Source organism: bacterium, from assembly GCA_041649255.1.
Lineage (GTDB): Bacteria > Hydrothermota > UBA3073 > JACQXS01 > JAQTXJ01 > JAQTXJ01.
The window spans coordinates 134,046-159,883 of the sequence record JBAZNK010000005.1 but is presented as its reverse complement, the minus strand read 5'-3'; the positions used below and the strand labels follow the sequence as shown (position 1 = coordinate 159,883).

The window sequence follows — 25,838 nt, the reverse complement described above, 5'->3', positions numbered from 1 at the left end:
ATACCCGAGTGAAATTCACCCTGCCCTCCCATTCTACGCCATCCAAAGTTTGAAGTAATTTCTCCTTGCGCGGGCCAGACAGAGGGAGTGGCATTAAGTATTTTCTCCGTTCTGTTAATTGAATGAGCAAGCTCATCAAAACTCTGGGCCACAAAATTAGTCCTGTTTTTTAATATTTGTAAAGATTCCGTCAGCTTATCTACTATTCCAATAGAAGACCATTGAATTCTCGCACCACCAACTCCTAATTTTTCCAGGTCTTCACCTATGGTGTCTAATCCCCACACTAATCTATTCTTATTATCTATATTAACCAGCGAATCCAATTTTACATTCAAAACACTTATGTTGTTCAACATTTTTTGTATCGAAGTCGTAAGTTGTTCATTTTTCTTCTTCTGTTTAAAAAAGTTAGCCTTATGAATACTGGAATTAACGAACTGGAATACGGTAAAAGTGGAACTAAAAAACGTGCAAACAACAATACTCATTGCAACAACTATGTGAACAAGATTAATCCTTATAATCTTCTCCCCTATACAGATAGTCCAATATTTCATATATTAACACTAAAAATACCCAATTTCTATGTGCTTGTCAAGAAAAGTTTTTAAAATAACCCCAATTAATACTCTATTATTTTACAAAATGTTTTTAATTTCAAATCCTTATTCAAATTAGACATAGTTTCTTTATGTTCTAAAGCCGTCAACCAGACTTTATTTTTAAAATATTTTCTTAATATCGTGTCTATTGAACCTAATTCTTCGTATGTAATATTGAACTGTATATTTACAACCATATTCCTACGATAAGTTCTGTATTCTCCAATCTTAAATGGAGACACTGCCAAAGGCCAGGGGACATCTTTTGTAAGTAAAAATAATTGTATTTCTGATTCTCCTTTGGTAAGACTGGAAATAATTAAAGGGAAAAATAAATATGGGGACTTGAATTCATATATAATTGGGTTTATGCTTGAGATTTCTTTGTTTAATTCTATTACGTCAAATACAAAATATACGATACTGTCTTCCATATAATGAGAAATAATGCTACCCAATCCTGCGGGCGTAGATATGCTGTCCATATTTTCCGACTTAATGAATTCCTGTGCCCATTTTTGAAATTCTTTTATGTTCAATGCTTTTACACAGGTTATGTTGTGCGCACCAACTTGTTTATGAAATAATATTTCCACCCCTTCTTGTCTCGGGACAGAAAGAGAACTTTCCGATTTCATTCCCTTTGTTTTAGGGGCAGGTCTATGTTTCATTATTAGTCTCTGAACTTCCTTAAAGGACTCTATTTTTCCTTCTTTGACTTTGGGTTTTGAGGGTAACGGCAATATTTCTATAACCTTTGTATTTGTATCTGCATAAGCATCTACAGCCAATATCAAACACTCTTTTGTGCCATTCCATGCAATAATTGCTTTTTGCCCGGGTTCGTATATGGAAATATTTGGCATAACGGAAAACATACCCTTATCCGCAAAAACCAAATTACCAAATAATATAAAACATAAAATAATCTTTTTCATTGTTTAATCCTCTAAAAGTTTCTTTTTTTGTCAATAAAAATTAGAAATGAAAAACAATTTTAATCTTTAATTTTCATCAAGCAAGTTTCATTTTTTGTAAAATCTTAAAATTGCTTTATTTATAAGCATTTTATGTATAATTCAATTTTTTATCCAAAATAAGACTATCCTAAAAATAATTGTCTTGCTTTGTTTTTATCAATAATAAAAGGAAAATTAAGATATACCAAACTTTGAAATAAAAAACTTTTTTCTAATTGAAATTTTTTCTTGACAATAATAATTCATTCAGTATTCTGCGATTAATTATTTTTATGCTGGAGGTTAAGGAGCTTCTGGCCAAAGAGAATTTATTTTATGAGAAATGGGGGAAGAAAAAAGTTGTGCTGCTTTAGGCAGTCATATTTTGCTGGAGTTCCATAGTTGTTCGGCAAACTTAAAAGACTCGGCGAAGGTAAGAGAAATTTTACTTGGCGCTGCGAAGGTCGCCCACGCTCACATTGTAGATTCATTTTTCCACCAGTTTAATCCCCACGGCGTTTCCGGAGTTATTGTTATTTCCGAATCTCATTTTGCCATTCACACTTGGCCCGAGCATAACTACGCAGCTATCGATTTGTTCTCTTGCAGCGATGACTTATTGGCAGAAGATGCCGTTAAGTTCCTGAAAGAGGCATTCGGACCAAAATCTGTGAGCGTATTAAAACTTGACCGAGGCAATTTATCTGCTTGAGTCAAACCGATAACTTAAAAGGTAATTCCATTTTTATTTATGAATAAGAATGTTTGGTATAAAGGGTCTGATTATTTTTCTCAGGATTTCTGCATAAGCTTTAAAGTTAATTCCATCATACATAAAGAAAAAAGCAAATATCAAACAATTGAAATAGTCGATACTCCCGCGTTTGGAAAAATGTTATTACTGGACGGATTTATTATGACAACTGATAAGGATGAAAAAGCTTATCATGAAATGCTGGTTCATCCTGCAATGACAGTTCATCCCGACCCTAAAAAAGTTCTGGTTATAGGCGGGGGAGATGGGGGGACAGTAAGAGAAATTCTGAAATATCCTGTAAATAAAATTACTCTTGTAGAAATAGATAAAAAAGTAATTGAGACATCAAAAAAGTTTCTCCCGGAATTAAGCAAGGGCCTCAATGACCCAAGAGTAGAAGTTGTTATTATGGATGCGGCCGTATATGTAAAAAAAGCAAAAGAAAAATATGACATAATATTGGTAGATTCTGCAGGTACAAGAGGTCCCGGCGTTGTGCTTTGCGAAAAAGAATTTTTAAACAATACGATAAAAAATATTTCTCCCGATATATGGGTAGCACAATCAGAATCCATTTTCTGGGGAAATGATTTTAGAAAAACATACTCCGCCACTTTAAAAAAATTATTTAATATTGTAAGAACATATCTTACCTATATATCAAGCTATGGTGGAGCATGGACATTCACCTTTGCTTCGGATACGCTTGACCCACTTATCCCAAGGCGGGAAGCAAAAGGAAAACTATGGTACTATAATACTGTTGTTCATCATGCAGCTTTTCAATTACCGGAACATCTATCAAAAACAAAACCTGAAAATTTTAGTTACTTTAAATAACCTATGAATTATTGCATTTCTGAGAGAGAAGAGCATGTAAAAGCTACTGCTCAAAAAATTGCGAAAGAGAAGATAATTCCTCAACGAGAACTTCTCGATGAAAAAAAAGAGTTTCCCCATGAAATCGTGAAAGAACTAACTGATACGGGAATGTTTAGATTGTTTATTCCAAAAGCCTATGGCGGGGATGGTGGAGGAGACACAGAACTGTGCATTATAGTTGAGGAAATTGGGAAAGCTTGCGCGGCAGTGGCAACAACTTATGCGGCAAGCGCACTTGCAGCTACTCCTATAATACTTTTTGGGAGTGAAAATCAAAAAATGAAATACCTGTCAAAAATAGCACAGGGAAACTTGGCTAGTTTTTGTCTTACGGAACCTTCTGCCGGTTCAGATGCGGGAGGCATACAAACAAGAGCAATAAAAGAAAACGACTTTTATATTATAAATGGAGCAAAACAATGGATAACTAATGGCGGAGAAGCTGAAGTTTACGTTGTGTTTGCGGCTACTAATCCTTCAAGAGGAGCAAGAGGATTATCTGCTTTTATTGTGGAAAAAGAAACCCCCGGAATAAGTTTCGGTAAAATAGAAGATAAGCTTGGCATTAGAGCAAGTTGCACAAGAGAAGTAATATTTGAAAATTGTAAAGTCCCGGCGGAAAATCTCATAGGAAAAGAAGGTGTCGGATTTATAGTTGCTATGAGGACTTTTGATCATACAAGGCCCGGGGTAGGCGCATTAGCCGTTGGAATAGCGCAAGGGGCATTAGATGAGTTAATCGCTTATGCAAAACAAATTAAAGCCCCATTGTCTTTGTTTGAACAAATAGCAGAGTTATATACAAAAGTAGAAGCGGCGAGAGCGCTTGTATATTCAACTGCAAGATATTTAGATTCAGGAGCAAAAGATGTTTCGATGTATTCCTCTATGTCAAAGTTATTTCCTTCGGAAGTGGCAATGGAAGTAACTTCAAAAGTAATAGAATTGTTTGGCGTTTTCGGATGCAGAAAAAAATATGCAGTAGAAAAAATAATGAGAGATGCAAAAATTACACAGATTTATGAAGGAACTAACGAAATCCAAAAATTAATTATAGCAAATGCAATTGCAAAATGATTAGTTAGGCTTTGCGATCCGCCTAAGGCGGACGCAGTAGTCTAACTTATCCAGTTTTTATGATAATAACCTTTTTATTGTTTGCTTCCCTTGAAGCAAATAACATCGTAGATTCTGTTTTGTATCAAATAAAAGCAAAACAGCCAGAGAGTTGTTCTATGAGAGCGTCCTGTTCTCTTGACCCGGAAGCTAAAATAGAAGTAAAGTTTTCAAAAAGTAATGGGGTGGATGTTAAAAGTGAAAGCTTTGTCGGAGAAATAGCAAAAGGGGCATTAATGCTAACGGGATTCGGAGTATATAATTTCTGGAAGACCATTGAAATAAATAATATCTCATTAGAAGAAGGAAAGCAATCCGGGTATTGCTATTTGACCGTTATATCAAAGGATAGCAGTTTATTTACAAACGCAACATTAAAGATAAAAAAATCTACGTGGAAAATAGAAGAGGCGAAAATAAGTACTTTGGCAGATAAAATAACGGCTAAATTTATTTACAATGACAGGGGAATGCCTGTAACTATAGATACAGATGCGCAAGCATCAAAAATATTAATCAAAAATTCTTATAAACAAATATCTCCTAAAATATTCATACCCTTGAAAACAACTTTTATATCAACAACTTCTGACACTCCTGAAATACTTATAGAATATTCGCAACTTTAAGATATGAGGACAACTGTGTAAGAAGCAACTCCCTCGCCTTTTCCAATCAAACCAACACCTTCATTAGTTTTTGCTTTTACAGAAACACAGTTCACAGAAATATTTAGTAATTCGGCAATTTTATTTTGTATGTCGGGGATATATTGAGAAAGTTTCGGGGACTCGCAGATTACTACCGAATCAATGTTTGTAATTTTCGCACCCGTAATTTTCATTATCTCTTTCAGTAAAATACAACTGGATATATCTTTATATTTCGGGTCAGTATCAGGGAAATGGAAACCAATATCTCTTTTCCCAGATGCACCAAGTATTGCATCCCCAATAGAATGAAGTAATACGTCAGCATCGGAGTGCCCCAACAATCCTTTATTGTATGGGATTGTTATTCCTCCAAGAATAAATTTTCTACCTTCTATGAGTCTATGAAAATCGTATCCTATGCCTATTCTCATAATTTATTATTTCTCATTTCTTTCTTTTCTGTTTTAATCTCGTGTACATCGCGTGGAATCTTGTGGTTCCAATTCTGTTTTTTTCTTTTTCTTTTTCTGTATTTTATTACTATGAGTTACTCCTTTCCATCCTTCTTTTATCCGTGAAAATCCCTGCCTACCGGCAGGCAGGCGTGTTTGTTATCCGTGGCAAAAGCTCTTTCTGTTGTCTGCAATTCCGCATTCAGTATCGCTCCTGCGTACAAAAGGTCTTGCGGGTTAGTAATTTTTATATTGTTTTTTATTCCTTTGATAGTTTTAACTTTAACGCCAAGCCTTTCTACAAGGGCAGAATCATCCGTAGCATAAAATTTATCAAGGTAAGCCTTTTTGTAGGCAGATTTTAAAATACCTGTTCTGAACAATTGAGGTGTCTGAACCTCATAAACCTTATCTCTTGATAAATGTTTGCAAACAAAACCGGATTTTATTTCTTTTAATGTGTTGATCGAAGGAACCACAGGAATTACTGCATCGTATTTTTTGCTTGATTTAATTAAGTTTAATATAAGGGACGAGTCAATAAATGGTCTTACTGCATCGTGAACAAAGACAAACTCTGTGTTTACAAGTTTTAGTCCTTCGTTCACAGAGTCCTGTCGCTCTTTTCCACCCTTAATAACATAATATTTTTTATCGCCAGTCTTGTTTTCGGGTAGATATTTTTTCAGAAGGTTAATACAATAATTTACCCAATTTTTATGAGTAACAATGATTATTCTTTCTATTTCTTTTGTTCTATCAAAATGTTTTAATGTCCGTATAATTATTGGATATTTCTTTATTAGGATATATGGTTTGGGGATAGGAGAATTAATTCGTTTCCCTTCACCTGCTGCCGCGATTATCACGCTATAGTTTTTTGCCATTTAGAATCTATTTAGGGTTTAGTATTAATAATAATCTAAGTTTTAATACAATCCAGAATGCTTCCCATACAATCTTTTTAGACATTTTTGATGTACCTTGCGCACGGTCCATAAATATAATCGGCAGTTCGTATAATCGAAATTTTTTGCGATACGCCCAAAATACTGTCTCGATTTGAAAGCCATAACCATCCGACTTTATCCTGTTAAGGGGAAGATTCTCCAACACTTTACGAGAATAACACTTAAATCCGGCGGTTAAATCTTTAATAGGAACTCCTGTCATTTTCCTTGCATAAATATTAGCAAAGCTCGAAAGTATAAGGCGTGAAAGTGGCCAGTTTATGACGGAAATACCCGTTGCATATCTTGACCCTATAACTAAATCATATTCTTTCATTTTTTCGATAAATTTTGGAAGTTCTGCAGGGCTATGTGAAAAATCTGCATCCATTTCAAAAATATAGTCATATCCTTTGTCGATAGCGTATCTAAATCCTTCTTTATACGCACTTCCTAATCCCATTTTACCACTACGCTGGATAATATGAACTCTTGAATCTTTGTTAGAAAGCTGTTTTATGTATTCGCCTGTTCCGTCCGGAGAATTATCATCTACTATAAGCAAATTGATATCCGGAACAAATGACCATATAGTAGCAAGCAACTTTTCTATATTCTCTATTTCATTATAGGTAGGTATAATAATAAGATTTTTCATTTTAATCGTATGCTTCTAATTTTAATAATGATTATAACAACAAAAAGTAAGGATGCAAGCAAAGAAATAAGCGCGCCTAACTTAAAATAGAAAGAATCGTATACGAACTCAATTTTGTGCGCTCCCTTATCCAACTGAACTCCTCGTAAAATATAATCTGCAACATATAGTTTGTCTTTTTTGCCATCTACATAAACTTTCCAGTCCGGATGCCAGTTTTCCGACAAAACAAGAAATCCTGGAATGGCAAGATTTGCAGTACATATAATTTTATTTGGAGTATATTCATCTATTTTTACTGTTTCTAAATTCTGAATATTTGAGTCTGATAATTGGGGGGGTGAAACTTGTTTTACAAGTTGTTCTTCTAAAACAACGGTAGTTCTGGGATTAAAGTCAGGTTGTTTTAGTCTTTCAAGGGCAGAAGTTTTCGAAAGAATCTCAAAGTTGTGAACAAGTAATGCACGAGGAAGCGCAGATTCATTTCTGTAAACTGCTTTACCATCAGGAGTTTTATAGTCAATGATAAAACTGTTATGAAAATCTCTGAAGTCAATTCCCCATTGCCCTAAAAAACCCAGTTTAAAGTTTTCTATCATTTGTCGGGTGTTTTCAGGATATGGAGTCAAATCCTCCGGCAACCAGGCAGAGAAAACATATTTTACATTTAAGATATCCAGTAAGTTTTTATATCTCACCAAATTGGGTGGAGTAAACATTACGCTATTATCCGCTCCGATAAATTTTTGATACCGCTCACCCGGATTGGAGACATACCCGCCTACGCTTTGAATACCGTGAATACATAAATAACCGTCTGTCGTATGATCATACAAAAGAGGGAATACGCGATAAGAATAATCAGGAATATTTTCAGAGATAAGCGTTCCTACCATATCATCTGCCGCATAATATTCCGAAGGATGGGGGACTATTTTTAAAAACTGTTTTTCTATGCTCCACTGGTCAAAAATAAGAAGTCCTCCAACTAAAGCTATTCCTATCGGCAATTTTAATTTTTTTGCATAAAGAAGGAAAATGAGTACGCAATTCAATGCCGCAAGAAAAACAGCTTTTCCCAACCCTTCAAGAAAAACAGGATAATTTTTATAAAGGTTCTGGAGTTTGTATTGAGACATTTGGGCGCCATATTCACCCGTAAAAATAGGCCCAAAATGAGATTTAAAATATTCTAAGATAGATTCTTTTCCGGCAGAAAAAATTATTGCTAATACAGCAATTATCCCGAACATTATTCCTAAATAAAGAGGAACTCGTTTCTGTATTTTAGCTTTTGTATTTTGTTCTTCTATTAAATTTTGTATCCCGATACTTGCAAGGACAGAAATGCTAAAAGCCACTAAATAAAAACTCATAGCAGGGCCACGGAATTTTTTTATCCCGGGCAATATCGCATATGGGATATGATAAAAAGGAGTATGCCCACCAAGAGCAAATATTATGGCAACAACAGCTAAACCTGTAAAAAACCTCACATAAGAATTTTTAATCATAAAAATTATAGTGAACAACGCAAGTATTAGAGGTAATATGCCTAAGTACTGAGTATCCAGTTTGAAGTAATTTTCTCCCCAATAATTGTCTAACAAACCTGAAAAATGAGGAGTTATTAAATCCCACAACTCGGAAATTGGCAGTGCCCAGGAAGTAGCGAATTTGTAGCCTCTTTCCCCCCCTCTTGCGCCCCATTCTATGCCTGCAAATGTTGGCAGGTATTGTATTGCCAATAATCCCGCTGCAAGTAATAATGCACAAAACGCATAAGATATAAGTTTAAAAGTCCCTTTAGCTTTATTCTCTTTCCTTTGCCAGATAAGATGAAAAACAAAGTAAAATGCAAGCGCTATGACTGAATAATAAACAAGTTGAAAATGGGCATTAACAGCGGCAATGCCTCCAATTGCACCAGCAAGAAGAAAGTCTAAAAATTTATGTTTCGTAAGTCCTTTGTGTAAAAATAGAAAAACAAATGGGACAAGCGCGGTAGCAAGAAGTTTCCCATCGTGCCCGGGAGAAGTTGTAGATAAAACGGACCCCGACCCCATATAAATAAGCGCCCCGAGGAAAGCAGAATAAAGAGATAATTTAATCTCTTTTAAGTATAAATATACGCCCAAACCTGCAAGAAACATCCCTAAAACAAATATGTATGTCCATGCAATGTGGGTCGGAAAAATATTAAACCATAAGTTATATAAAGTATACGAATTTCCCGTAGGTAGTCCTCCAAAAGCCAGAGGGTCCCATAAGGGAGGGCGATGATAAAGTCGAATGCAATCGGCAAGCCAATGACGGGAAGAATATCCTGCAAGCAGCCAGTCCGAACCACCCATCATTTTTTGCCCGGAAAGTAAGGGCGCAAAAAATATTAGCGGCAATAAAAGAAGAATCCCTATTAGTATTTTATTAAGCATACTTAAAGGTATGCTTTTCCATGACATATTTATAGTCTCACGCTCTTTATCTTTTTTCTTTTTCATAATTTATCTCCCTGGATCATAAAAATTAATTCAATTAAGTATCTATATGAACAAGATTATATAAAAAGATTCAAATGTAAAGCAATTTTTTATATACGTAAAAAATATTTAGAAGGTAACGAAAATTCGAATTTATAATTAATTATCTCCTATCTAGAGTAGAAACAACTATTAGATTCCTCTCCAGTAAAGACAAAAGAGAATTATTTTTTAACTACTTTTTTCCGTTTCCCGGCAAACTCCTTATGTTAAATCGTTTATTGAATCGAGTATAATTTTTCTAAGATACGAGTTTTATTTCAAAACTATTATTTTATTAGTTTCCCTACCCACAAGTTTATTTACTGTTTTTAATTCTAAAACATAAATATATATACCTTGAGTTATCTTTGTCTTGGGCTTGATTTCTAGATTCCACAAATACTTATGGGTTCCAACAGAATAAGGTATATTTTCAATCAGTGTCCGTATCTTTTCTCCAACAAGATTATATACAACAAGAGAGACATTGCCATTGACATTTAACTTAAAAGTAAAAGTAACATATCTTCCATATACATTATTAAAAGTAGACACATCGCATAAACTTGGAGTTCTATAGTCAAAAGAAGGCAATTCTATTTTCATTTCCTCAGAATCCGGAGATATAGATGGTTCAAGATAAGTAGATTTCCGGATTATAACATTATCAATGATATGATTATTATTTCCTGCATATCCACAGGAAGAACTGAATCCTATGCCGCTGTAGGTATAATCAGGGCTTACAATATTATAATTTATAATGGTATCCTTATCCACTTTCAATAATACTTTGCCATTCTGAAAATTCAGAAAAGTGCTATGCCATAAGTTATCTTCTGTCCGCATATCGTCAATAGAAGTAAGATGATTACTGTAAGTATCTTTCATTAAAGCAATATGATTATTTGAATTGTCCCAAACATTATACCAGTGGTCAAATTCAATTCCATAACCAACAACGGGAGTTAAATTTGATAACGTAAAGCCAAGGTAACCTCCATAAGCCGGAGTGCCATAAACACTTTTATTTTTATAAAACATTGCTACAATGCCGTCTGCGCCTCCAGAGTTTTCGCCTATTAAATAATCAAATTCCATTGTCCACGATTTTACATTTAATGTGTAATTACAAAAAGCAGCCACTCCTATGCTATAAGCTGCTCTTGTAAGATAAAATTTTCCGCTTATGGAATCCCAGCAGCATTCATTATAAAGATCGTTTGCATATCTATGTATTCCCCATTTTCCGTTATTATTTGGATTCGAAGAAAAGTCATCAAAAAAGTCAAATAAGGAATCCGGGGTTCCTGCATAAGTTGCGGTAGAATTTCCATAATACATATAAATTTTTGTAGTATCAAGGGCAGGGATTAAGGGAACTTTTGCCCACACTACAGCAGAATCACTAATTGCATATCTTTGAATCCAGTAGGGGAGCAAAATTGATGAATCATAACTTACAAATCTGATATCTGAAAAATCAGACTTCATAGTTGTTTCGTAAGTCACATTAAATTTTATGGAATAATTCCATAGAGTATCCGAGTTCAAGGAATTATCTATTGTTATTGCTCTCCTATATGGCCAGTTTGCATCCCACCAATCAGCATGAATAGAAATTGCCATTGTAAAAAGAAGAATTATAACTTTAAGCGATCGTATACCTTTATTCATTTTTGTTTTTTAACTGGAGGGCAATTACCTTTAATACATCTTTTACCGTAATCGATGTCATGCAGACGTTTTCTTTACGTCTACAAGGTCCTTCGCAGAGAATATTACACTTGTTTTTCCAGACAATAATAGACGTTCTACTATAAGATGGCCACCATTCTTTAAGAGTAGGCCCCATTAAAACTACAGATGGAACTTCAAGTGTTGCGGCTATATGCATAGGTCCAGAATTTGTACATACTACTAAATTACTTATTTTTATTAATTTTGCTGTTTCGCATAAACTTAATTCTCCGGCAAGATTAAAAGTTTTTTGTTTCATTAGATTTTGTATTTTTTGTACTTCCATCGATTCAAGCTTATTACCTATAAATGAAATAGAAACTTTGTATTTGTCAATTAAAATATCGCCTAATTCAGCCCATTTGTCATTTGCCCAACGGCGATTATAATATCCCTTTCCACTACCTATATGAAATACAATCAATTTCTTTGTGGTTAAATCATATTGCTTAATCCATGAATTCATTTTTTTATCGGCTTCTACGAAATTAAAAAATAATTCCGGTTTTGCATCTTCTTTATTTAAAGTAAATCCCAGTTGTTCCAATATTGAAAGATTTAATTCCACTATATTTCGTCCCTTTGGGATAATTCTTATATTGTAAAACAAAAAAGATAAGGGTGCTCTCTTGTCGCCAATTATGTATTTTGCCCCTGAGAAAACGGCAAATAACGATGACTTTATAATAGATTGATATGCGCGACGATGACGGAAAGGATAAGAAGGGAGAATCATTAAATCAAACTTCTCTTTTCTTATATCGTTTAAAATATTCAGAATTCCATAAAAAGACATTTTAGGAGATAACTCTATCTTTTTTATATCGCAAGGATACGTCTCTAAAATTTCTGTTGCTACTTTTATATTATTGCCCAATATTGTAATTTGAGTCTGAGGCAACTCTTTATTTAGTTTCTTAAGAACAGGCGTAAAAGTTATTATATTCCCTATCCCGCCCCCAATTATAAAACACACCTTTTTAATATTTTTCTTTTTGGCTTTATTCATTAAATCTTAATCTAATTGGTATTAAAGAAGTTCAATTGATACGTTTTTTCCTTTTCTCTAAGTTTTCATAATATTCTCGTATTTAATTTGTATGAAATTATTTAGCTTTAATCTTTTCTGCAAAATGCAAAAAACCCCAGTCCTTTATCTTGCGCTCCTTTTACAATTTCATAGTCATCCAACTTTACTTCGTCTTCTTCTAACTTTGAATCTATGCCTTTTCTTACTCCCTGTCTAATAAATTCAGGAGTGTATCGCCATAGCGCCTTAAGTTTAGGAGAGATATTTCCCCCTCTAAGCTTTTTTTCAAGTTCATAAACTTTCTCTGAGCCGAGTAAACTGTAAAATTCTATATTCTTGAAATAGCTACCTAAAAATTTCTCAAGGGAAGATGGGTCATATTCCCTAATATGGTCTGCGTTCCATGGCTTCTGCCCTTCAATCATACGGACAAGTTTATTTGGGGTAGTAACAATCAGAAGCCCATTCTTCTTCAAAACTTTTTTAGCTGATTCAATAAATTTCTCCGGCAGCTCAAGATGTTCTATTAACTGCATACCTATTACTACATCAAAGCTTTCCGGGGGGAAATTTTTTTCTAATTGAGTAGCGTCTAAAACCAAAAAATCAAGATTGTTTTTTTTATAGGTTTTCTTTGCCTGTTCTATTTGAAGTTCAGCAAGGTCTGCGCCCAAAATTTTTTTTGCCTTTAAACTCAACAGAAAACTCCCATAACCATAACCACACCCTACGTCCAAAACTTCCAAATTGTTAACATATTCAGAAATAAATTTATAATCTGCAAGGTGCCTTAGAAATAAAATTATTCTCTTTTGCGTTGTTGCAGGCGGTATCTCATACTTAACGCCATCAAATTCTATAAATTTTTCCATATTTACTCCTTTAACAAAGTTATTTTACCTGTAATATGATTATATCTACAAAAATAAATTCCACTTTTTAGTTTGTGCCCATAATTATCAGTACCATCCCATATTACTCTGGTCATTTGGTTATTCGCTAATTGGTTCATTGGAAAGTATTTAACCAGTTTGCCACTTATATCGTAAATCGTTATTTCTGCCGCACTTGATCTGCCTGAAGTAGGATAGGAATAACTAATAAAAGTTTTTCCGGCAAATGGATTGGGATATATCGTTAATTTTGGATTACGGATTGCGGATTGCAGACTCTCTTCAATACCTGCACCATCATTGTCTATATTTACTAACTCCGGATAAAGAAACGAAATTTTAGCATCCGGCGTAAGCCAATTTACTCTTTCTGTCCATACAGGACTATTTATTGTTCCGGTATTTTCATAAGCCGTTACCCAAGTATGCCCTCCCCCGCCAAGTATGTCAATATCTTTATCTCCATCCAAATCACCAAAAGACGGCAAATCAGTATCTTTAGGCGGCACCCACACTGGTTTTTCCTGCCAAACAGGACTAGTATCTGAACCTATATTTTCAAAAACTTTAATTTGGCAGGCAGTCCAGAGGCGTACTATAATATCGTAATCCCCATCATTATCTAAATCGCCATATGAGTGTCCTAAATTATTTTCTCCGACATATATATCCCATGCTGATCGTCTTGCCCAAACAGGCGGGGTAGTACTCGTATTTTTATAAAACTTAATAGTATCGTGCTTCGCCACACTTAATTCACATTTTCCATCACCATCTATATCCACAAAATCAGCCCAAAAAACTTTACTGAATTCGGAGGGGTTAAAACTCCATTGTGTTTTCTTTTGCCATACAGGACTAGTGTCAAACCCTGTATTTTCAAAAGCCCTTATAGAATCAGAGTCACTGGTTAGATACGCATCTAAATCCCCATCTCCATCTAAATCACAAAAGCTTGAATGGATGTAAACGGTATCTGAAAAAGGGATATCCCACAATACTTTTCTTTCCCACGTTCCCGGTGTTCCGGTGTTTCTCCAACATCTAAATCCCATAAATACATCTACATTGGCAGACAAAGATGTATAAATCCATATCGCTATAACAAGTATTGCGCTCTTTATTTTCCAACTTGATTTTTTATCGTATCTTTTTTTCATTTTTACCTCAAAAGGGTTATCTTATCTATAATATAATGATTCCCCACCCGCAACTTACAGAAATAAATACCACTTTTTACCTTGCCACCAAAATTATCCGTTCCATCCCATATTACTCTAGTCCTTTGGTTATTCGATAATTGGGTCATTGGAAAGTACTTAACCAGTTTGCCACTTATATCGTAAATCGCTATTTCCACAGTACTTGATCCGCCTAAGACGGAGTAGGAATAACTAATAATGGTATTTTCAACAAACGGATTAGGATATATCGTTAATTTTGGATTATGGATTGCGGATTGTGGATTTTCTTCAATACCTGCTCCATCGTTATCTATATCTATCAGTTCAGGATAAACGCAAGAAGTTCTGGCATCAGGCGTAAGCCAATTCGATCTTTCCGTCCATACGGGACTATTTATTGTTCCGGTATTTTCATATGCAGTAACCCACGAAGCCCCGCCTCCACCAAGAATATCTAAATCGTTGTCGCCATCCAAATCACCTAAAGCAGGAGGGTCAGTATCCTTAGACGGTTTCCATGCAGATTTTTCCTGCCAAACAGGAACAGTATCAGAACCTATATTTTCAAAAACTTTTAATATACAAATATTCCATAACCTCACGACAACATCCTTTAGTCCATCATTATTTAAATCTCCAAAACTATATGCTAAGTTACCGTCACTTATAGTTATGTCCCATCCCGGGGCAATTGTCCAGACCGGAGTAGTTGTCCCCGTGTTTACATAAAATTTGATTACCGTGCCTTTACTTACGGCTAATTCACATTTTCCATCTCCATTTATTTCAACAAAATCGGCATAATACACCTGACTAAATTGCGAAGGGGAAAAATCCCATATAGATTTTCGCTGCCATACAGGCGCAGTTGTTGAACCTATATTTTCGAAAGCCATTATACTAGATCCATCGTCAGTAACATATGCGTCCATATCCCCATCATTATCTAAATCACAGAAACTCGAATGAACATAACCGGAAGCTGAAAACGGAATATCCCATATTGTTTTTCTCTGCCAGTTCCCCGGCGTTCCGTTACTCTCCCAACAATTACATCCCATATATACATCCAGATCGGCAATTGAAATATCAGGAGTAAAAATTATTATGGCAAAAATAAACAAGTTAAAACATACTAATAATTTATTTTTCGTTTTTCCCCCTAAGTTATAAAAAGCACTTCTTTCCCCTTCCTAGTAAAAATTAATTTATACAACTATAGATATATGAGTATATAATCATTTTAAAGCATTCTGTCAAGAGTTTATATGTCTTATTTGTTCTGTAAATTTTAACAATTATCTACCACTTGTCAAACCAAAATTCCTACCCCTGGCTAACATTATGTTAGAAACTAATTTTTCAATATCCCCCCCCTGAGGAGCGGGGAAATTCCACAAATTGGTATACCCGAAAACGGATTTCGTAACTTCTAAAAAAAGAGGGACAGAATGAATTCCTACCACCACCCACCTGAATCGGACGGGATCTTCGACCACCATAATGGCAAGACTTTGCTCATTATAAGACGGACCAACCCCGGCAATAAAAAAAGACTTTCCCGCAGGGCGGGAAAGTCTTTTCGTTGTTTGGTTGAGCAAACTAATAACTTGTCTTATCAGGCGTTCCGGTGACCGGAGTGTTATTGTTATCTTTAGCATTTACAGTTATGGTAAAGGTAACAGAGTCTCCCGAGAAAGAGAACGTTGATGCGTCAAAGTTTAGAGTGTCCGGTAATGACATATAAGCATTACCATTCTTATCTATGATTGCCGCCTTGAAAGCCTCGTAATCCGTAGAAGTGCCTCCTAAAACTGCATAGGTAGCATAATCTATTTCATATAACCCGAGAGCTTCTCTCATCTTCGTAACTTCAGCTGCGGCAGCTCCGATTCTTGCTCTATTCTGAGCACCCATAAACCTTGGTATTGCTATAGCAGCGAGAATCCCTATGATTACAATCACTACTATAAGCTCAATCAAAGTAAATCCTTTTTTGTTTTTCATGTTTTCCTCCTTTGCCTTATTAATAAAGCAAGTTGCGTGACAATCTATCAGTTTATAACAAAATATCTACAAAGCATCATCAAACAATCGATTCCACACACCCAGAATTAAACACTATTTAACAAAATTGACAAAATTATTGAGATTGCAGGAAACTTAACGGAAACCATTTCCGTTAAGTTTCCGTTATTGCGGTTGTGGGTTGGGGTGATATTGGTTAGTGGGTTTGGGTTACGTATTTCTTTATGTTTTTGGCAAAAATGGCAAATAAAATGATTTCTCCTATTGTTCCCAATAGTCGCATTACAATTGACGCAACTATACCAATACTCGTTGGCATAAAAAAACTGAATAAATAAGATAAAACGCCTTCTCTTACTCCCAATCCACCGGGGGTGAAAAAACTGAGCAATGCAATTACGCTTGCGCCCGGAAATATGCCACACAAAGGGACGAGAAATGACAAACCAATAGGGTAAAAACTACGAATCAAGAAAAATATTGCTATAGTTTGAAAGATCCAGAAAGAGATATTTAAAAATAACAGTTTCAAAATTTGGCCGTAATGCGGAATAAAAGTTATTATATCCCGCTTTAATATCTTTAAAAACCAGTTAGACGCTCTTATAAATATAGGAGGATATAATATAATAAAAAGTACCGGGATAAAACCTAATAAAAAATAAATATTTATTGGAAGTTTATTTTTCAAAACAAAAGGGAGTATACTACAGCCTAGAAGGGCTCCACCCAAAATGCTAACTCCCATATTCAATATTGCGCCTATACTGCCCTTAGTGCCTGAAATGCTCCCTTCTTCTTTTGTAAGCCATACCTGACTTGCGATTCCAAAAACTTTTCCGGGAATATATTTAGGCAAGTAAGAAAGAGATATTACACGCAAAGATTGAATATAGCTTATCTTTTCCCCAATATAAATTAAATTTATTTGCCAAAGCCACCCATTTATTAATCCTCCCAATAGTATACAGGCTAAAGAAAGAAACAAAAATATCCAATCGAATTTTAATTTATGAAAATCTACATCATGTAAATTTACGAAAAAACTTTTCCCGATAAAAAAAAAGCAAATTAATAATACAATAACGCTTATAGAAATCTTTAACCTCTTTTCAGGGTGTTTTTTCATTTGTTTTTTGTATAAATAACTATCTCCATTGGTTTTAAATCCCATTTTTTTAACATAAAGAATTCTAAAAGTCTAACATCTATAAAAGAATATTTTGCTTTTGCGATAAATATTTCTTTTCCTTTTTTAAGTTTTAGTATTTTTAGCCATTCTTTTCTTTTTAATAACATTTCATTACCAAAATCTTTTATTCCATAATATAGTGAAGGTATGCTAAAGATTATTGAAACAGCTACATTTAGTTGTTCTTTTGCCAATTTATTTATTTCCTTTTCATTAAAATGTTCCATAAATCCCTGAGAAAAGAACAAATCAAAAGAATTGTTTTTAAATGGTAAATTAAACGCATCCGCTACCACAAATTTTACGGGTTTGCCGAAATATTTATTACTTGTTTTGGCAAATTTTATTATACTTAAATCATTATCTACAGCAACAACGAGTGATACAAAATGGCTTACGAAGAAAGAGTGTGCGGCTGTTCCTATCCCTATTTCTACAGCTTTTTTAGGTTTGCATTGAATTATGTTGTATAAAAATTCTAAATGATTTACTATGCGCCATAAGTAGCGTTTAAGGGTAAGCGGCCTACCGTAAAATTCGGCCCACTCTCTATTTTCTTTTATTTCAATAGGTGTCATTTTATTCCTTTCTTATCAAAATAACTTTTTCTATTCTCTTTAGCGCCTGCTCTTCCGTCTTCAATATGCAAAGACAGAAAAACACTCCTGTTTTAATATTGTTATTAAAATTGTTTTTAGCATCCCATGATTCTTTATAAATTCCAGAGTTATAGTATTTATTTTCGATCAAGCTTTTTATTTTTTCTCCAGCTACATTATACATAGATATGCTTAATATTCCAGAGGTAGGTATTTCAAAAGTTATTTCTATTTTGTTTTTTATAGGGTTCCCGGATGGATATATCCTGAAAGGTAGTGTTTTTTTATCTCTTTCTAACACACCCGCAGAACTTGTATCATAATAAAATTTTATACTATCAAATGAGAACAATGAAGTATTCTTATAATCCGTAGAAATCTCACATTTATATTGTAAGTATTTGGATAGAAACAGTGAAGAATCCGTTTCACCGTTTGGAAGCTCGACCCATTGTCTCCATATGCTCGTATCAAGAGCAGCTCTTGCGCTTACTTTTATATCCATACCGGAAGGGATATTTGCCCACCATCTGACTGAATCTACTTTAAAAATGGTATCCGGAGCATCAAAAATATTTGACAGGTATCGTTGTTTTTTCCCTCTGTCCCATACATTGCCTAAATCTTCAAACAAAGCATCATTACAAGAGGCTGGGAAACTAAACTTGTTGCTATTTGAGAATCCTCCATTGTTCCAATATAAATAACTTTGTCCGCTTAAACCTCCAAATAACACATCAACTTCTCCATTGTTATCAAAATCTGCCACTTCTGTGCCACAACCAGAACTAATCGGCAAATTTACATAACTACTATAATTTGGTCCCCACATTATGTAACTGTTACCATTTATGCTATTTGCAATTATATCTAATGTATCATCATCATTTATATCGCATATAGAACAATCGCCTGTCCCATTTCCGGGAGTGGAAACATTAGTTACAAATCCAGATGCGGAACCATAAAATATAATACCATTAGAAGTATGGTGGTTTACAAAAACGTCTAAATAGCCATCTTTATTTAAATCGGCAATGGAATGGTCCCAGTTGTATGTACAACTTAAAACAGTTTGTGTTTTCCATCCCGTTAAGCTGCCCCAAAAAACAAAAATCTCACTTCCCTGGCAGGACATTATAATGTCTAAATAGCCATCATAATTCAAGTCGGCTACGGTTGTCCCAACGGCACCATCCGGCGCTGCATTTGATATGAATAAAGAATCTGCCGGTTTTTTTGAATAGAAAGATCCGGGACCATAGTAAATATATGACCAATAACGAGCAGATGTTATTAAGTCTATCTCGCCATCATTATTTAAATCTGCAGGGGTTAAAATTTGAGCGCCTTCTCTTATTTTAACAGAATCATATTTTACAAAGGATGCCCCATTATATATATACCCTATTGTTGCGGAATTATCACAAACCAATATTTCTAATTTTCCATCTCTATTTAAGTCACACAAAGAGACGCCCTGGGCATCATATCCTTTTACGTTTAATTGTAACTTGTTGTTTGTATTAAATCCCGAAGAACTATTCCAGTAAACAAACACATTCCCTAAAGTCAATATTGCATCTAACCAACCATTATCATCCAAATCCCAATCCTGTCCTATTATTCGTAGTCCGCCTTCTAAAGGGGAATAAACACGTGAGCCAAGATTCCATTTTCTTAAATTGGTGGCATTCCAATAACTTGCCGTATCTCCACTTATATAATAATAGTCTTTCCCATCGGCAAAATCACTATGTGTTTTCTCTGTCCATATTGCCCCATACAAATTTATCCCCTTTCCTATTAAAACTATTATTATAAGTTCAATCAAAGTAAAACCTTTATTGTTTTTCATATTCTTCGATAGTATTATAACAACTTTTTCCGCAAACTATAATTCATTTTACTATAATAAATTTAATTATTCTTTTTATCGTGTAAGTTTCTGTTTCAAATTTACATAAACAAAAATATACTCCCGTTCTAATATTATTATCTATACTTAAAGTTTTTTTATACGTTCCTACGGGGAATTTTTTATTGACTATTAAATCTCCTATTTTTTCTCCAACCAAATTATATATTTCTGAATTTAAGTTCCCTGAAACAGGTATTTCAAAAGTAACTTCTGCCTTATCCCTTATTGGATTTTGTAATGTATAAATATTAAATTTTTTCTGCTTCTTGTCCTTCGTTTCAATCCCAGCAACATCTTTCCACAAATTGATTGTTATCTCTTCTAGCCATGGCAAATTACAAGGATTTTCATATAAAAATCTTGCTCTATACTGAAAATATCTTCCTAACCCCACAGTATCCTGTAAAGTATCTCCCTGGTTTTTGCTTAACTCTTTCCATATACTCCAAGTAGAATCCGGAGTTATCGTGTTCCCCCCCCTCAAATCTACTTTTACTTCTGCCCCGGTAGGTTCATATGCTATCCAGTCCGCAGAAGCATTACAAAAAATAGAACAAGCATCGAAAATGGAAGATACGTAAGAAGAGTTGTACTCACGGGTATAAGTATTGCCCGGGTCCATAAAACTGCTATGATGCCCCTTATTATTAGGAAGAGAATCGCAAGAGGTATAGGAAGGGCCATAAAGAATATACGAAAAAAGAGGGGTTGTAAAATTATTGATAAAGATATCTAAATTTCCATCAAAATTAAAATCCGCAACAAATCCGCTTGTAGCTGTGAATTTTCTTGTACCTACTGTCAACGTATCTGAATTCAAAAAATAGGGAGAGCCTTTTTGATTCATATAAATTATAGGTAAAAAAGTTGTATTTGGATATATTCCTCTCAAGTATAGAATATCCAACCAACCATCGTTATTAACATCCACTACATTAACTCCCCCGAAACACTGTCCCGGATAAAGTACTAGCTTATTGGGAGCCGTAAATCCCGAATCACTTCCCCAATATATATAAGATTCTGTAATGCTGCCACATCCTGTAAATATAATGTCCAACCAGCCATCATTGTTTAAATCTGCAATATCTGAACCATGAGGGCCGCTTTTCCCATTCACAAATTCTAAATCTACTCTTGTTGGTACATTGCCGGGAGAGTAAATAATAGAATTGGGACCATGGGTTACGCTGACAACAACTATATCAAGCCACCCGTCCTTATCTAAGTCTCCTACTTCAAGATTGTGCCCTCCTCCGCCTGATGTAGAATAAGAAGTATAATTAGATAAATTATAACCAGATAAAGTTCCCCAGTATATATAAAGAGAATCACCAAACCCTGAAGAAGCATAAGAACAAATTGCGATGTCCAAAAATCCATCTTTATTGAAATCAGCAGTATAAACTGTTTCTCCATATTTACTTGGGAGGGTATCAACATTGGTTATTGATGGTCCCGTGGAGGTACCCCAGTATATAGCAAGTGGCATTTGCCATCCGGAATTAATAAATTCTGAGTTCCCATCACAATTTAAGTCAGAGAAACAGGTTCCTCCACCAGCTTTATTCACAGGGTAAAGCCTTACGCTGTCTTTATTAAAACCTAATGCATTTCCAAAATATAGTCTGATATAATCGTTGCCTATTCCAAAATATGTAACTGGCAAATCAAAATACCCATTATTATTTACATCAAACCTAACGGAAAACTCTGCGCATCCTGAATCAGGTTCAAGCATTGTCCGATGGGAAACATACAAGCCATGGCCAATTTCTCCATCTATAAAATCTTGAAAACTCGTTTCGGTCCATACTATCCCGTATAGGTTTGAAAAGAAAAAGAGCGATATTAAAGAAAATAAAAAATTCTTAATGCATCCCCCTTTGCTCGATATGTTATACTGCTAAAAAAACCCTTGCTTATCTATTCTCTAATTCTAACTTACTTAAAGTAATAATATTCTCTGCTCTTCATTCTGTCAACCGATTTGTATAAACACGATATCCAGCATCTCTCCAAAGACTACCGTTTGACAACAATTATGTTAGGCATTAGATATGTTTCAAGTGTTTTTTCGGCAATCTTGTCCAGCGTAAAATTCTGTTTTACAAAATTATAACCATTTTCTGCAAGTTTTGTGGATAGGCTATCATTTTTTAGTACCTTTTCTATAGCTTCGGCCAATGCTTTTGAATCTTTTTCCGGAACTAATAATCCCGTTTCCATATCTTTTACAATATCCGGTATGCCGCCGGAATTTGTTCCTATAACAGGTTTTTTGCAACTCATTGCTTCCAGTAAAACCAGCCCCAATCCTTCCTGTTTGCCTTTAGAATCCGTTATGGAAGGCAGAACAAAAATGTTACATAAATTGTAAAAACGATTTAATTCTGTTTTAGCCATAGAAGGCAAAATCTCAATATTTTCATTCAACTCAAGTTCTTTTATTTCTTGTTTAAGCGCTTTTTCTCCCGGCCCCCCACCTATGATAATAAGTTTAATTTTTATATCTTTGCTCTTCAAAATCTTTATTGCAGAAATTAAATACGAAAATCCTTTCAATTCAATAAAATTGCCAACGCTTAATATAATTTTTTCATCTCCTCGTTTTATCACCATTGGGTAAAACATATAAGGATTTACAGGCATTGGGAATACGCTTACTTTGCTTTCATTTATCCCGAGTTTATTTACCATAAAAGATTTCATATTACTTGAAACGGCCGTTATTGCTTTAGAATTATTAAAAACCAGTTTTGCCAATGGTCTGGCAAGTTTAATTTTCGCCAATAAAGAAATATCCGTCCCATGTGAAGTAACAACATAGGGTTTACCTGAAAGTTTTCCTACAACTAAACCAATTACCCCAGCAGGTACCCACCAGTGAGAATGAATAATTTTTATGTTATGCTTTTTTGTAATATCAATTGCATTCTTAAAAAAATAAAACGCGAAAGAGAAAAAAATAAGTTTGCTAAAAAAACCCTTGGCTACGATTTCATGCATATTGCTTTTATATGCCAGATATTCATATTTTTCAGGAGCATACTGAAAACGGTAAATTTTTATGTTCTCAATTTCTTCGTATTTTGGCAATCCTTTTGAATGAGGCGCAAGAACCGTTATGCCTATTCCCTTATCTTTAAGCCCTTTTGCAAGGTCAAACAGAAATGCGCCGGCAAAATCATCTTTGTTACGAATAAAACAATGGGTGAGAAAAAGAACCTTAGATGGGAATTTTAGATTGGGGATTGGGGATTGCGAATTTTGGAATTTGGATTGGAGACTTTGGATTGAAGAATGCGGATTGGGAATTGGGGATTGCATATTCACCTTTGGTTACCTCGAGCTGTTTTTATAGATGTAACTACGATGGCAATAATTTCGTTAGCTTCCTTTGTCAAGCGTTGGAATATGTTTTGCTCTATCAATTTTATAGCGATTAGTAATTCTAACCAATAAAGAGTTTCATCCGATTCTTCTTCAACAATGCCTAACTTAGAGATGAAATCTGCTCTTGAACGTGCTCTACGGGCAGCACGATAGTTAGCTCCGATAGATGTCCCGGATTTTAAGATTTGTCTTCCCAGTATATCAGCGACATAATTCTTGGGAAGTTTTTCTACTAATCTAATTACCTCTAAAGCAAAATCTTTTGTCCGTTTTTTTAATTCTTCTTCTTTCATTTTTTTATTCCAAATTCCACAATCTACACTCTAAAATCTAAATTATTTTTTTATCTTTTTTATTTCATCCTGAATTCCGGCGATTGCTTCTGCAAGAAAACCTAATACAAAAAATATCAATCCGCTTAAACCGAGGAACATAATTAAATAAAGCATAGGTCTAAACCCTTTAAGAAGAACAAATCTAAAATAAAGTTCTATCGCCCCTATAATAAACGTAAGTACTAATAAAATTCCCCCTGTAGTCCCAAAAAATAACATAGGTTTTCGCATAAAAGAAATCTGAAATTTCACCGCAAGAAGGTCGAGGACTCCTATAAAAACCCGCCCTATTCCTCCGAATTTTGATTTGCCATATTTTCTTGGATATAGAGTTACCTTTACCTCCGCAACATTAAATCCCTGTTCCCATGCCAATACTACCATATACCGATGCCAATCTTTTCTCAATGGAATTTTATAAAAGACTTCTTTTGTAAACGCCTTAATGGAATTTAAATCGTGCACAGGAATATTAAATAATTTCCGGGAAAGGGTATTGTAAATTCCGGACACAAACCATTTTTCATATTTACCCGTTTTCCAACCTGTAACAATATCGTAGCCTTCATTAATCTTATCCGTTAATTTTGATATTTCTTCGGGTAAATATTGCAAATCAGCAGGGAAAAATACAATAATGTCTCCAGCTGCTGCATCAACTCCCGATATAAGCGCATCCGTAATTCCTCTTTTCCTCTTGTGACGAATAACTTTCAAAAACTTGTTTTTTGAGACAAGTTTATTTGCTTCTAAATAAGTATCGTCCGTAGAGCCATCATCTATAATTATAACTTCATAATCTTTCAACTTTATTTTATGAAACTCATTTATAAGCAGGGGAATATTTTCTACTTCGTTATGCGCAGGAACAATTATAGAAATTTTTGTATTCATTTTTTATCTCCTTTTTTAATCCCTAATTTTATACTCCACAATCCACATTTTTTAATGCTTCTTTTGCCATATAAGAACTTCTAACATACGGGCTTGACACAACATATTTAAATCCCATTTTATATCCAACGTCTTCATATTTTTTAAATTGGGAAGGCGAGATGTATTCAACCACCGGAAGCTGACTCCCGGAAGGTCGTAAATATTGTCCGATTGTTATGATATCAACTTTTTGTTTTCTTAAGTCTTTCATAAGTTCAATAATTTCTGTTTCCGTTTCGCCTAGGCCTACCATAAAACCGGATTTAGTTGTAATTGAAGGATTTTGAGATTTCACCTCTGCCAATAAATTAAGCGAATCATTGTATTGATATATTGGTCTAACTTCAGGATAAAGCCTTTTTATTGTTTCCATATTATGATTTATTACTTCAGGAGTAACAGCTATAATTTTTTTAAGATTCTTACTATTCATTATCGGGATAAGAACTTCTATAGTGATTTCTATTCCGCCTAAGCGGGATACTTTTTTTATCTCTTTTATTGTGGCTACGAATTGATCCGCTCCGCTGTCTTCAAGGTCATCTCTTGTAACCGATGTTATTACCGTATGGGACAAATTAAGTTTGGCGACTGCCTTTGCGATATGCTGTGGTTCGTCGCAATCAACCGGCAAAGGGATTCCTTTTTTAATGCCACAAAACTTACATTTTCGAGTACATATATCCCCAAGTATTAAAAAAGTAGCTGTTTGTTTATTGAAACATTCGCCTATATTGGGACATTTTGCTTCTTCACAAACGGTATGAATATTTAAACTATGAAGCAAGGATATCATTTCCCGCAGTGCTTCCGGTTTCGGGTAATGATGTTTAATCCATTCGGGAACAGCCATAGTTTTATGTTATATCTTTTTAATCTTGAGTTGTCGCAAGTTATGGGCTAAAGCCCATTGTTTTCTTTGTTTCGCCCCCCCCGTGCTAAAGCACAGGGTAATTTAAATTAAAAAACAAACCACAAACCTGCTGCAAGTAAATCAATTTTTGATATTTCCAGTCCGCCTTAGGCGGAG

General features: G+C 34.5%; 24 protein-coding genes. 4 read left to right on the top strand and 20 right to left on the bottom strand.

The features are described 5' to 3' along the window. Positions 1-560: hypothetical protein (locus WC614_05435; protein MFA5032445.1), on the bottom strand; the 560-nt coding region annotated here is incomplete at its 3' end. 65 nt (positions 561-625) lie between these two features. Further along, positions 626-1,543, bottom strand: coding sequence for a DUF2330 domain-containing protein (locus tag WC614_05430; protein ID MFA5032444.1), 918 nt, complete (start codon positions 1,541-1,543; stop codon positions 626-628). A 364-nt stretch (positions 1,544-1,907) separates the two neighbouring features. Here WC614_05430 and speD point away from each other — a divergent pair, with 364 nt between their 5' ends. The 4 genes from speD to WC614_05410 are packed head-to-tail and all read left to right on the top strand — an operon-like array spanning position 1,908 to position 4,948. Then, positions 1,908-2,276, top strand: coding sequence for an adenosylmethionine decarboxylase (speD, locus tag WC614_05425; GenBank protein MFA5032443.1), 369 nt, complete (start codon positions 1,908-1,910; stop codon positions 2,274-2,276). A 39-nt stretch (positions 2,277-2,315) separates the two neighbouring features. After that, positions 2,316-3,161 (top strand): polyamine aminopropyltransferase, encoded by an 846-nt coding sequence (gene speE / locus WC614_05420; protein ID MFA5032442.1) that lies wholly within the window; start codon positions 2,316-2,318, stop codon positions 3,159-3,161. Positions 3,162-3,164: 3 nt separating this feature from the next. Continuing rightward, complete coding sequence (locus WC614_05415) at positions 3,165-4,280, top strand: acyl-CoA dehydrogenase family protein (protein MFA5032441.1); 1,116 nt, start codon at positions 3,165-3,167, stop codon at positions 4,278-4,280. A gap of 59 nt (positions 4,281-4,339) precedes the next feature. After that, a complete protein-coding gene (locus WC614_05410; GenBank protein MFA5032440.1) occupies positions 4,340-4,948 on the top strand; it encodes a hypothetical protein in 609 nt (202 codons plus the stop codon). Here WC614_05410 and ispF read toward each other — a convergent pair. The 18 genes from ispF to lipA form a co-directional block, all read right to left on the bottom strand. Continuing rightward, positions 4,945-5,406 (bottom strand): 2-C-methyl-D-erythritol 2,4-cyclodiphosphate synthase, encoded by a 462-nt coding sequence (gene ispF / locus WC614_05405; GenBank protein MFA5032439.1) that lies wholly within the window; start codon positions 5,404-5,406, stop codon positions 4,945-4,947. The two genes, WC614_05410 and ispF, sit on opposite strands and share 4 nt — an antisense overlap. Positions 5,407-5,540: 134 nt before the next feature. Then, positions 5,541-6,311 (bottom strand): 2-C-methyl-D-erythritol 4-phosphate cytidylyltransferase, encoded by a 771-nt coding sequence (gene ispD / locus WC614_05400; GenBank protein MFA5032438.1) that lies wholly within the window; start codon positions 6,309-6,311, stop codon positions 5,541-5,543. A gap of 7 nt (positions 6,312-6,318) precedes the next feature. After that, positions 6,319-7,032, bottom strand: coding sequence for a polyprenol monophosphomannose synthase (locus WC614_05395; protein ID MFA5032437.1), 714 nt, complete (start codon positions 7,030-7,032; stop codon positions 6,319-6,321). Beyond that, the gene (locus WC614_05390) at positions 7,029-9,533 is read right to left on the bottom strand and encodes a YfhO family protein (GenBank protein MFA5032436.1); all 2,505 of its coding nucleotides are present in this window, start codon (positions 9,531-9,533) and stop codon (positions 7,029-7,031) included. The genes WC614_05395 and WC614_05390 overlap by 4 nt, the downstream gene beginning before the upstream one ends. A gap of 294 nt (positions 9,534-9,827) precedes the next feature. Then, positions 9,828-11,231, bottom strand: coding sequence for a DUF2341 domain-containing protein (locus WC614_05385; protein MFA5032435.1), 1,404 nt, complete (start codon positions 11,229-11,231; stop codon positions 9,828-9,830). Further along, on the bottom strand, positions 11,224-12,303 hold the full coding sequence (locus WC614_05380; GenBank protein ID MFA5032434.1) for a glycosyltransferase family 9 protein: 1,080 nt from the start codon (positions 12,301-12,303) through the stop codon (positions 11,224-11,226). The genes WC614_05385 and WC614_05380 overlap by 8 nt, the downstream gene beginning before the upstream one ends. A gap of 107 nt (positions 12,304-12,410) precedes the next feature. Continuing rightward, on the bottom strand, positions 12,411-13,196 hold the full coding sequence (locus WC614_05375; protein MFA5032433.1) for a class I SAM-dependent methyltransferase: 786 nt from the start codon (positions 13,194-13,196) through the stop codon (positions 12,411-12,413). Positions 13,197-13,198: 2 nt separating this feature from the next. Then, positions 13,199-14,377 (bottom strand): FG-GAP-like repeat-containing protein, encoded by a 1,179-nt coding sequence (locus WC614_05370; protein ID MFA5032432.1) that lies wholly within the window; start codon positions 14,375-14,377, stop codon positions 13,199-13,201. Between the two features lie 2 nt (positions 14,378-14,379). Further along, on the bottom strand, positions 14,380-15,462 hold the full coding sequence (locus WC614_05365; protein MFA5032431.1) for an FG-GAP-like repeat-containing protein: 1,083 nt from the start codon (positions 15,460-15,462) through the stop codon (positions 14,380-14,382). Between the two features lie 541 nt (positions 15,463-16,003). After that, the gene (locus WC614_05360; protein ID MFA5032430.1) at positions 16,004-16,408 is read right to left on the bottom strand and encodes a prepilin-type N-terminal cleavage/methylation domain-containing protein; all 405 of its coding nucleotides are present in this window, start codon (positions 16,406-16,408) and stop codon (positions 16,004-16,006) included. Positions 16,409-16,625: 217 nt separating this feature from the next. Then, positions 16,626-17,603, bottom strand: a complete 978-nt coding sequence (locus WC614_05355; protein ID MFA5032429.1) for a lysylphosphatidylglycerol synthase transmembrane domain-containing protein — start codon at positions 17,601-17,603, stop codon at positions 16,626-16,628. Then, the gene (locus WC614_05350) at positions 17,555-18,199 is read right to left on the bottom strand and encodes a class I SAM-dependent methyltransferase (protein MFA5032428.1); all 645 of its coding nucleotides are present in this window, start codon (positions 18,197-18,199) and stop codon (positions 17,555-17,557) included. The genes WC614_05355 and WC614_05350 overlap by 49 nt, the downstream gene beginning before the upstream one ends. Position 18,200: 1 nt before the next feature. Beyond that, positions 18,201-20,078, bottom strand: coding sequence for an FG-GAP-like repeat-containing protein (locus WC614_05345; GenBank protein MFA5032427.1), 1,878 nt, complete (start codon positions 20,076-20,078; stop codon positions 18,201-18,203). A gap of 43 nt (positions 20,079-20,121) precedes the next feature. Then, positions 20,122-21,882, bottom strand: coding sequence for an FG-GAP-like repeat-containing protein (locus WC614_05340; GenBank protein ID MFA5032426.1), 1,761 nt, complete (start codon positions 21,880-21,882; stop codon positions 20,122-20,124). Between the two features lie 284 nt (positions 21,883-22,166). Beyond that, positions 22,167-23,471 (bottom strand): glycosyltransferase family 4 protein, encoded by a 1,305-nt coding sequence (locus WC614_05335; GenBank protein MFA5032425.1) that lies wholly within the window; start codon positions 23,469-23,471, stop codon positions 22,167-22,169. 2 nt (positions 23,472-23,473) lie between these two features. Continuing rightward, positions 23,474-23,830: a four helix bundle protein gene (locus WC614_05330; protein MFA5032424.1), complete on the bottom strand. Its 357-nt coding sequence runs from the start codon at positions 23,828-23,830 to the stop codon at positions 23,474-23,476. Between the two features lie 42 nt (positions 23,831-23,872). Further along, the gene (locus tag WC614_05325; GenBank protein ID MFA5032423.1) at positions 23,873-24,766 is read right to left on the bottom strand and encodes a glycosyltransferase family 2 protein; all 894 of its coding nucleotides are present in this window, start codon (positions 24,764-24,766) and stop codon (positions 23,873-23,875) included. Positions 24,767-24,794: 28 nt separating this feature from the next. Then, a complete protein-coding gene (gene lipA, locus WC614_05320) occupies positions 24,795-25,661 on the bottom strand; it encodes a lipoyl synthase (protein MFA5032422.1) in 867 nt (288 codons plus the stop codon). Positions 25,662-25,838 lie beyond the last annotated feature (177 nt).

Bases quoted from the DNA above. Each gene is read 5' to 3' on its own strand.
- WC614_05370 (MFA5032432.1), bottom strand. From the start codon at position 14,377: ATGAAAAAAAGATACGATAAAAAATCAAGTTGGAAAATAAAGAGCGCA.
- WC614_05410 (MFA5032440.1), top strand. From the start codon at position 4,340: ATGATAATAACCTTTTTATTGTTTGCTTCCCTTGAAGCAAATAACATC.
- WC614_05390 (MFA5032436.1), bottom strand. From the start codon at position 9,533: ATGAAAAAGAAAAAAGATAAAGAGCGTGAGACTATAAATATGTCATGG.
- speD (MFA5032443.1), top strand. From the start codon at position 1,908: ATGGGGGAAGAAAAAAGTTGTGCTGCTTTAGGCAGTCATATTTTGCTG.
- lipA (MFA5032422.1), bottom strand. From the start codon at position 25,661: ATGGCTGTTCCCGAATGGATTAAACATCATTACCCGAAACCGGAAGCA.
- ispD (MFA5032438.1), bottom strand. From the start codon at position 6,311: ATGGCAAAAAACTATAGCGTGATAATCGCGGCAGCAGGTGAAGGGAAA.
- WC614_05360 (MFA5032430.1), bottom strand. From the start codon at position 16,408: ATGAAAAACAAAAAAGGATTTACTTTGATTGAGCTTATAGTAGTGATT.
- WC614_05345 (MFA5032427.1), bottom strand. From the start codon at position 20,078: ATGAAAAACAATAAAGGTTTTACTTTGATTGAACTTATAATAATAGTT.
- WC614_05430 (MFA5032444.1), bottom strand. From the start codon at position 1,543: ATGAAAAAGATTATTTTATGTTTTATATTATTTGGTAATTTGGTTTTT.
- WC614_05365 (MFA5032431.1), bottom strand. From the start codon at position 15,462: ATGGGATGTAATTGTTGGGAGAGTAACGGAACGCCGGGGAACTGGCAG.
- WC614_05325 (MFA5032423.1), bottom strand. From the start codon at position 24,766: ATGAATACAAAAATTTCTATAATTGTTCCTGCGCATAACGAAGTAGAA.
- speE (MFA5032442.1), top strand. From the start codon at position 2,316: ATGAATAAGAATGTTTGGTATAAAGGGTCTGATTATTTTTCTCAGGAT.
- WC614_05330 (MFA5032424.1), bottom strand. From the start codon at position 23,830: ATGAAAGAAGAAGAATTAAAAAAACGGACAAAAGATTTTGCTTTAGAG.
- WC614_05380 (MFA5032434.1), bottom strand. From the start codon at position 12,303: ATGAATAAAGCCAAAAAGAAAAATATTAAAAAGGTGTGTTTTATAATT.
- WC614_05395 (MFA5032437.1), bottom strand. From the start codon at position 7,032: ATGAAAAATCTTATTATTATACCTACCTATAATGAAATAGAGAATATA.
- WC614_05340 (MFA5032426.1), bottom strand. From the start codon at position 21,882: ATGCTTGAACCTGATTCAGGATGCGCAGAGTTTTCCGTTAGGTTTGAT.
- WC614_05355 (MFA5032429.1), bottom strand. From the start codon at position 17,603: ATGGGATTTAAAACCAATGGAGATAGTTATTTATACAAAAAACAAATG.
- WC614_05335 (MFA5032425.1), bottom strand. From the start codon at position 23,471: ATGCAATCCCCAATTCCCAATCCGCATTCTTCAATCCAAAGTCTCCAA.
- WC614_05385 (MFA5032435.1), bottom strand. From the start codon at position 11,231: ATGAATAAAGGTATACGATCGCTTAAAGTTATAATTCTTCTTTTTACA.
- WC614_05375 (MFA5032433.1), bottom strand. From the start codon at position 13,196: ATGGAAAAATTTATAGAATTTGATGGCGTTAAGTATGAGATACCGCCT.
- WC614_05415 (MFA5032441.1), top strand. From the start codon at position 3,165: ATGAATTATTGCATTTCTGAGAGAGAAGAGCATGTAAAAGCTACTGCT.
- WC614_05350 (MFA5032428.1), bottom strand. From the start codon at position 18,199: ATGACACCTATTGAAATAAAAGAAAATAGAGAGTGGGCCGAATTTTAC.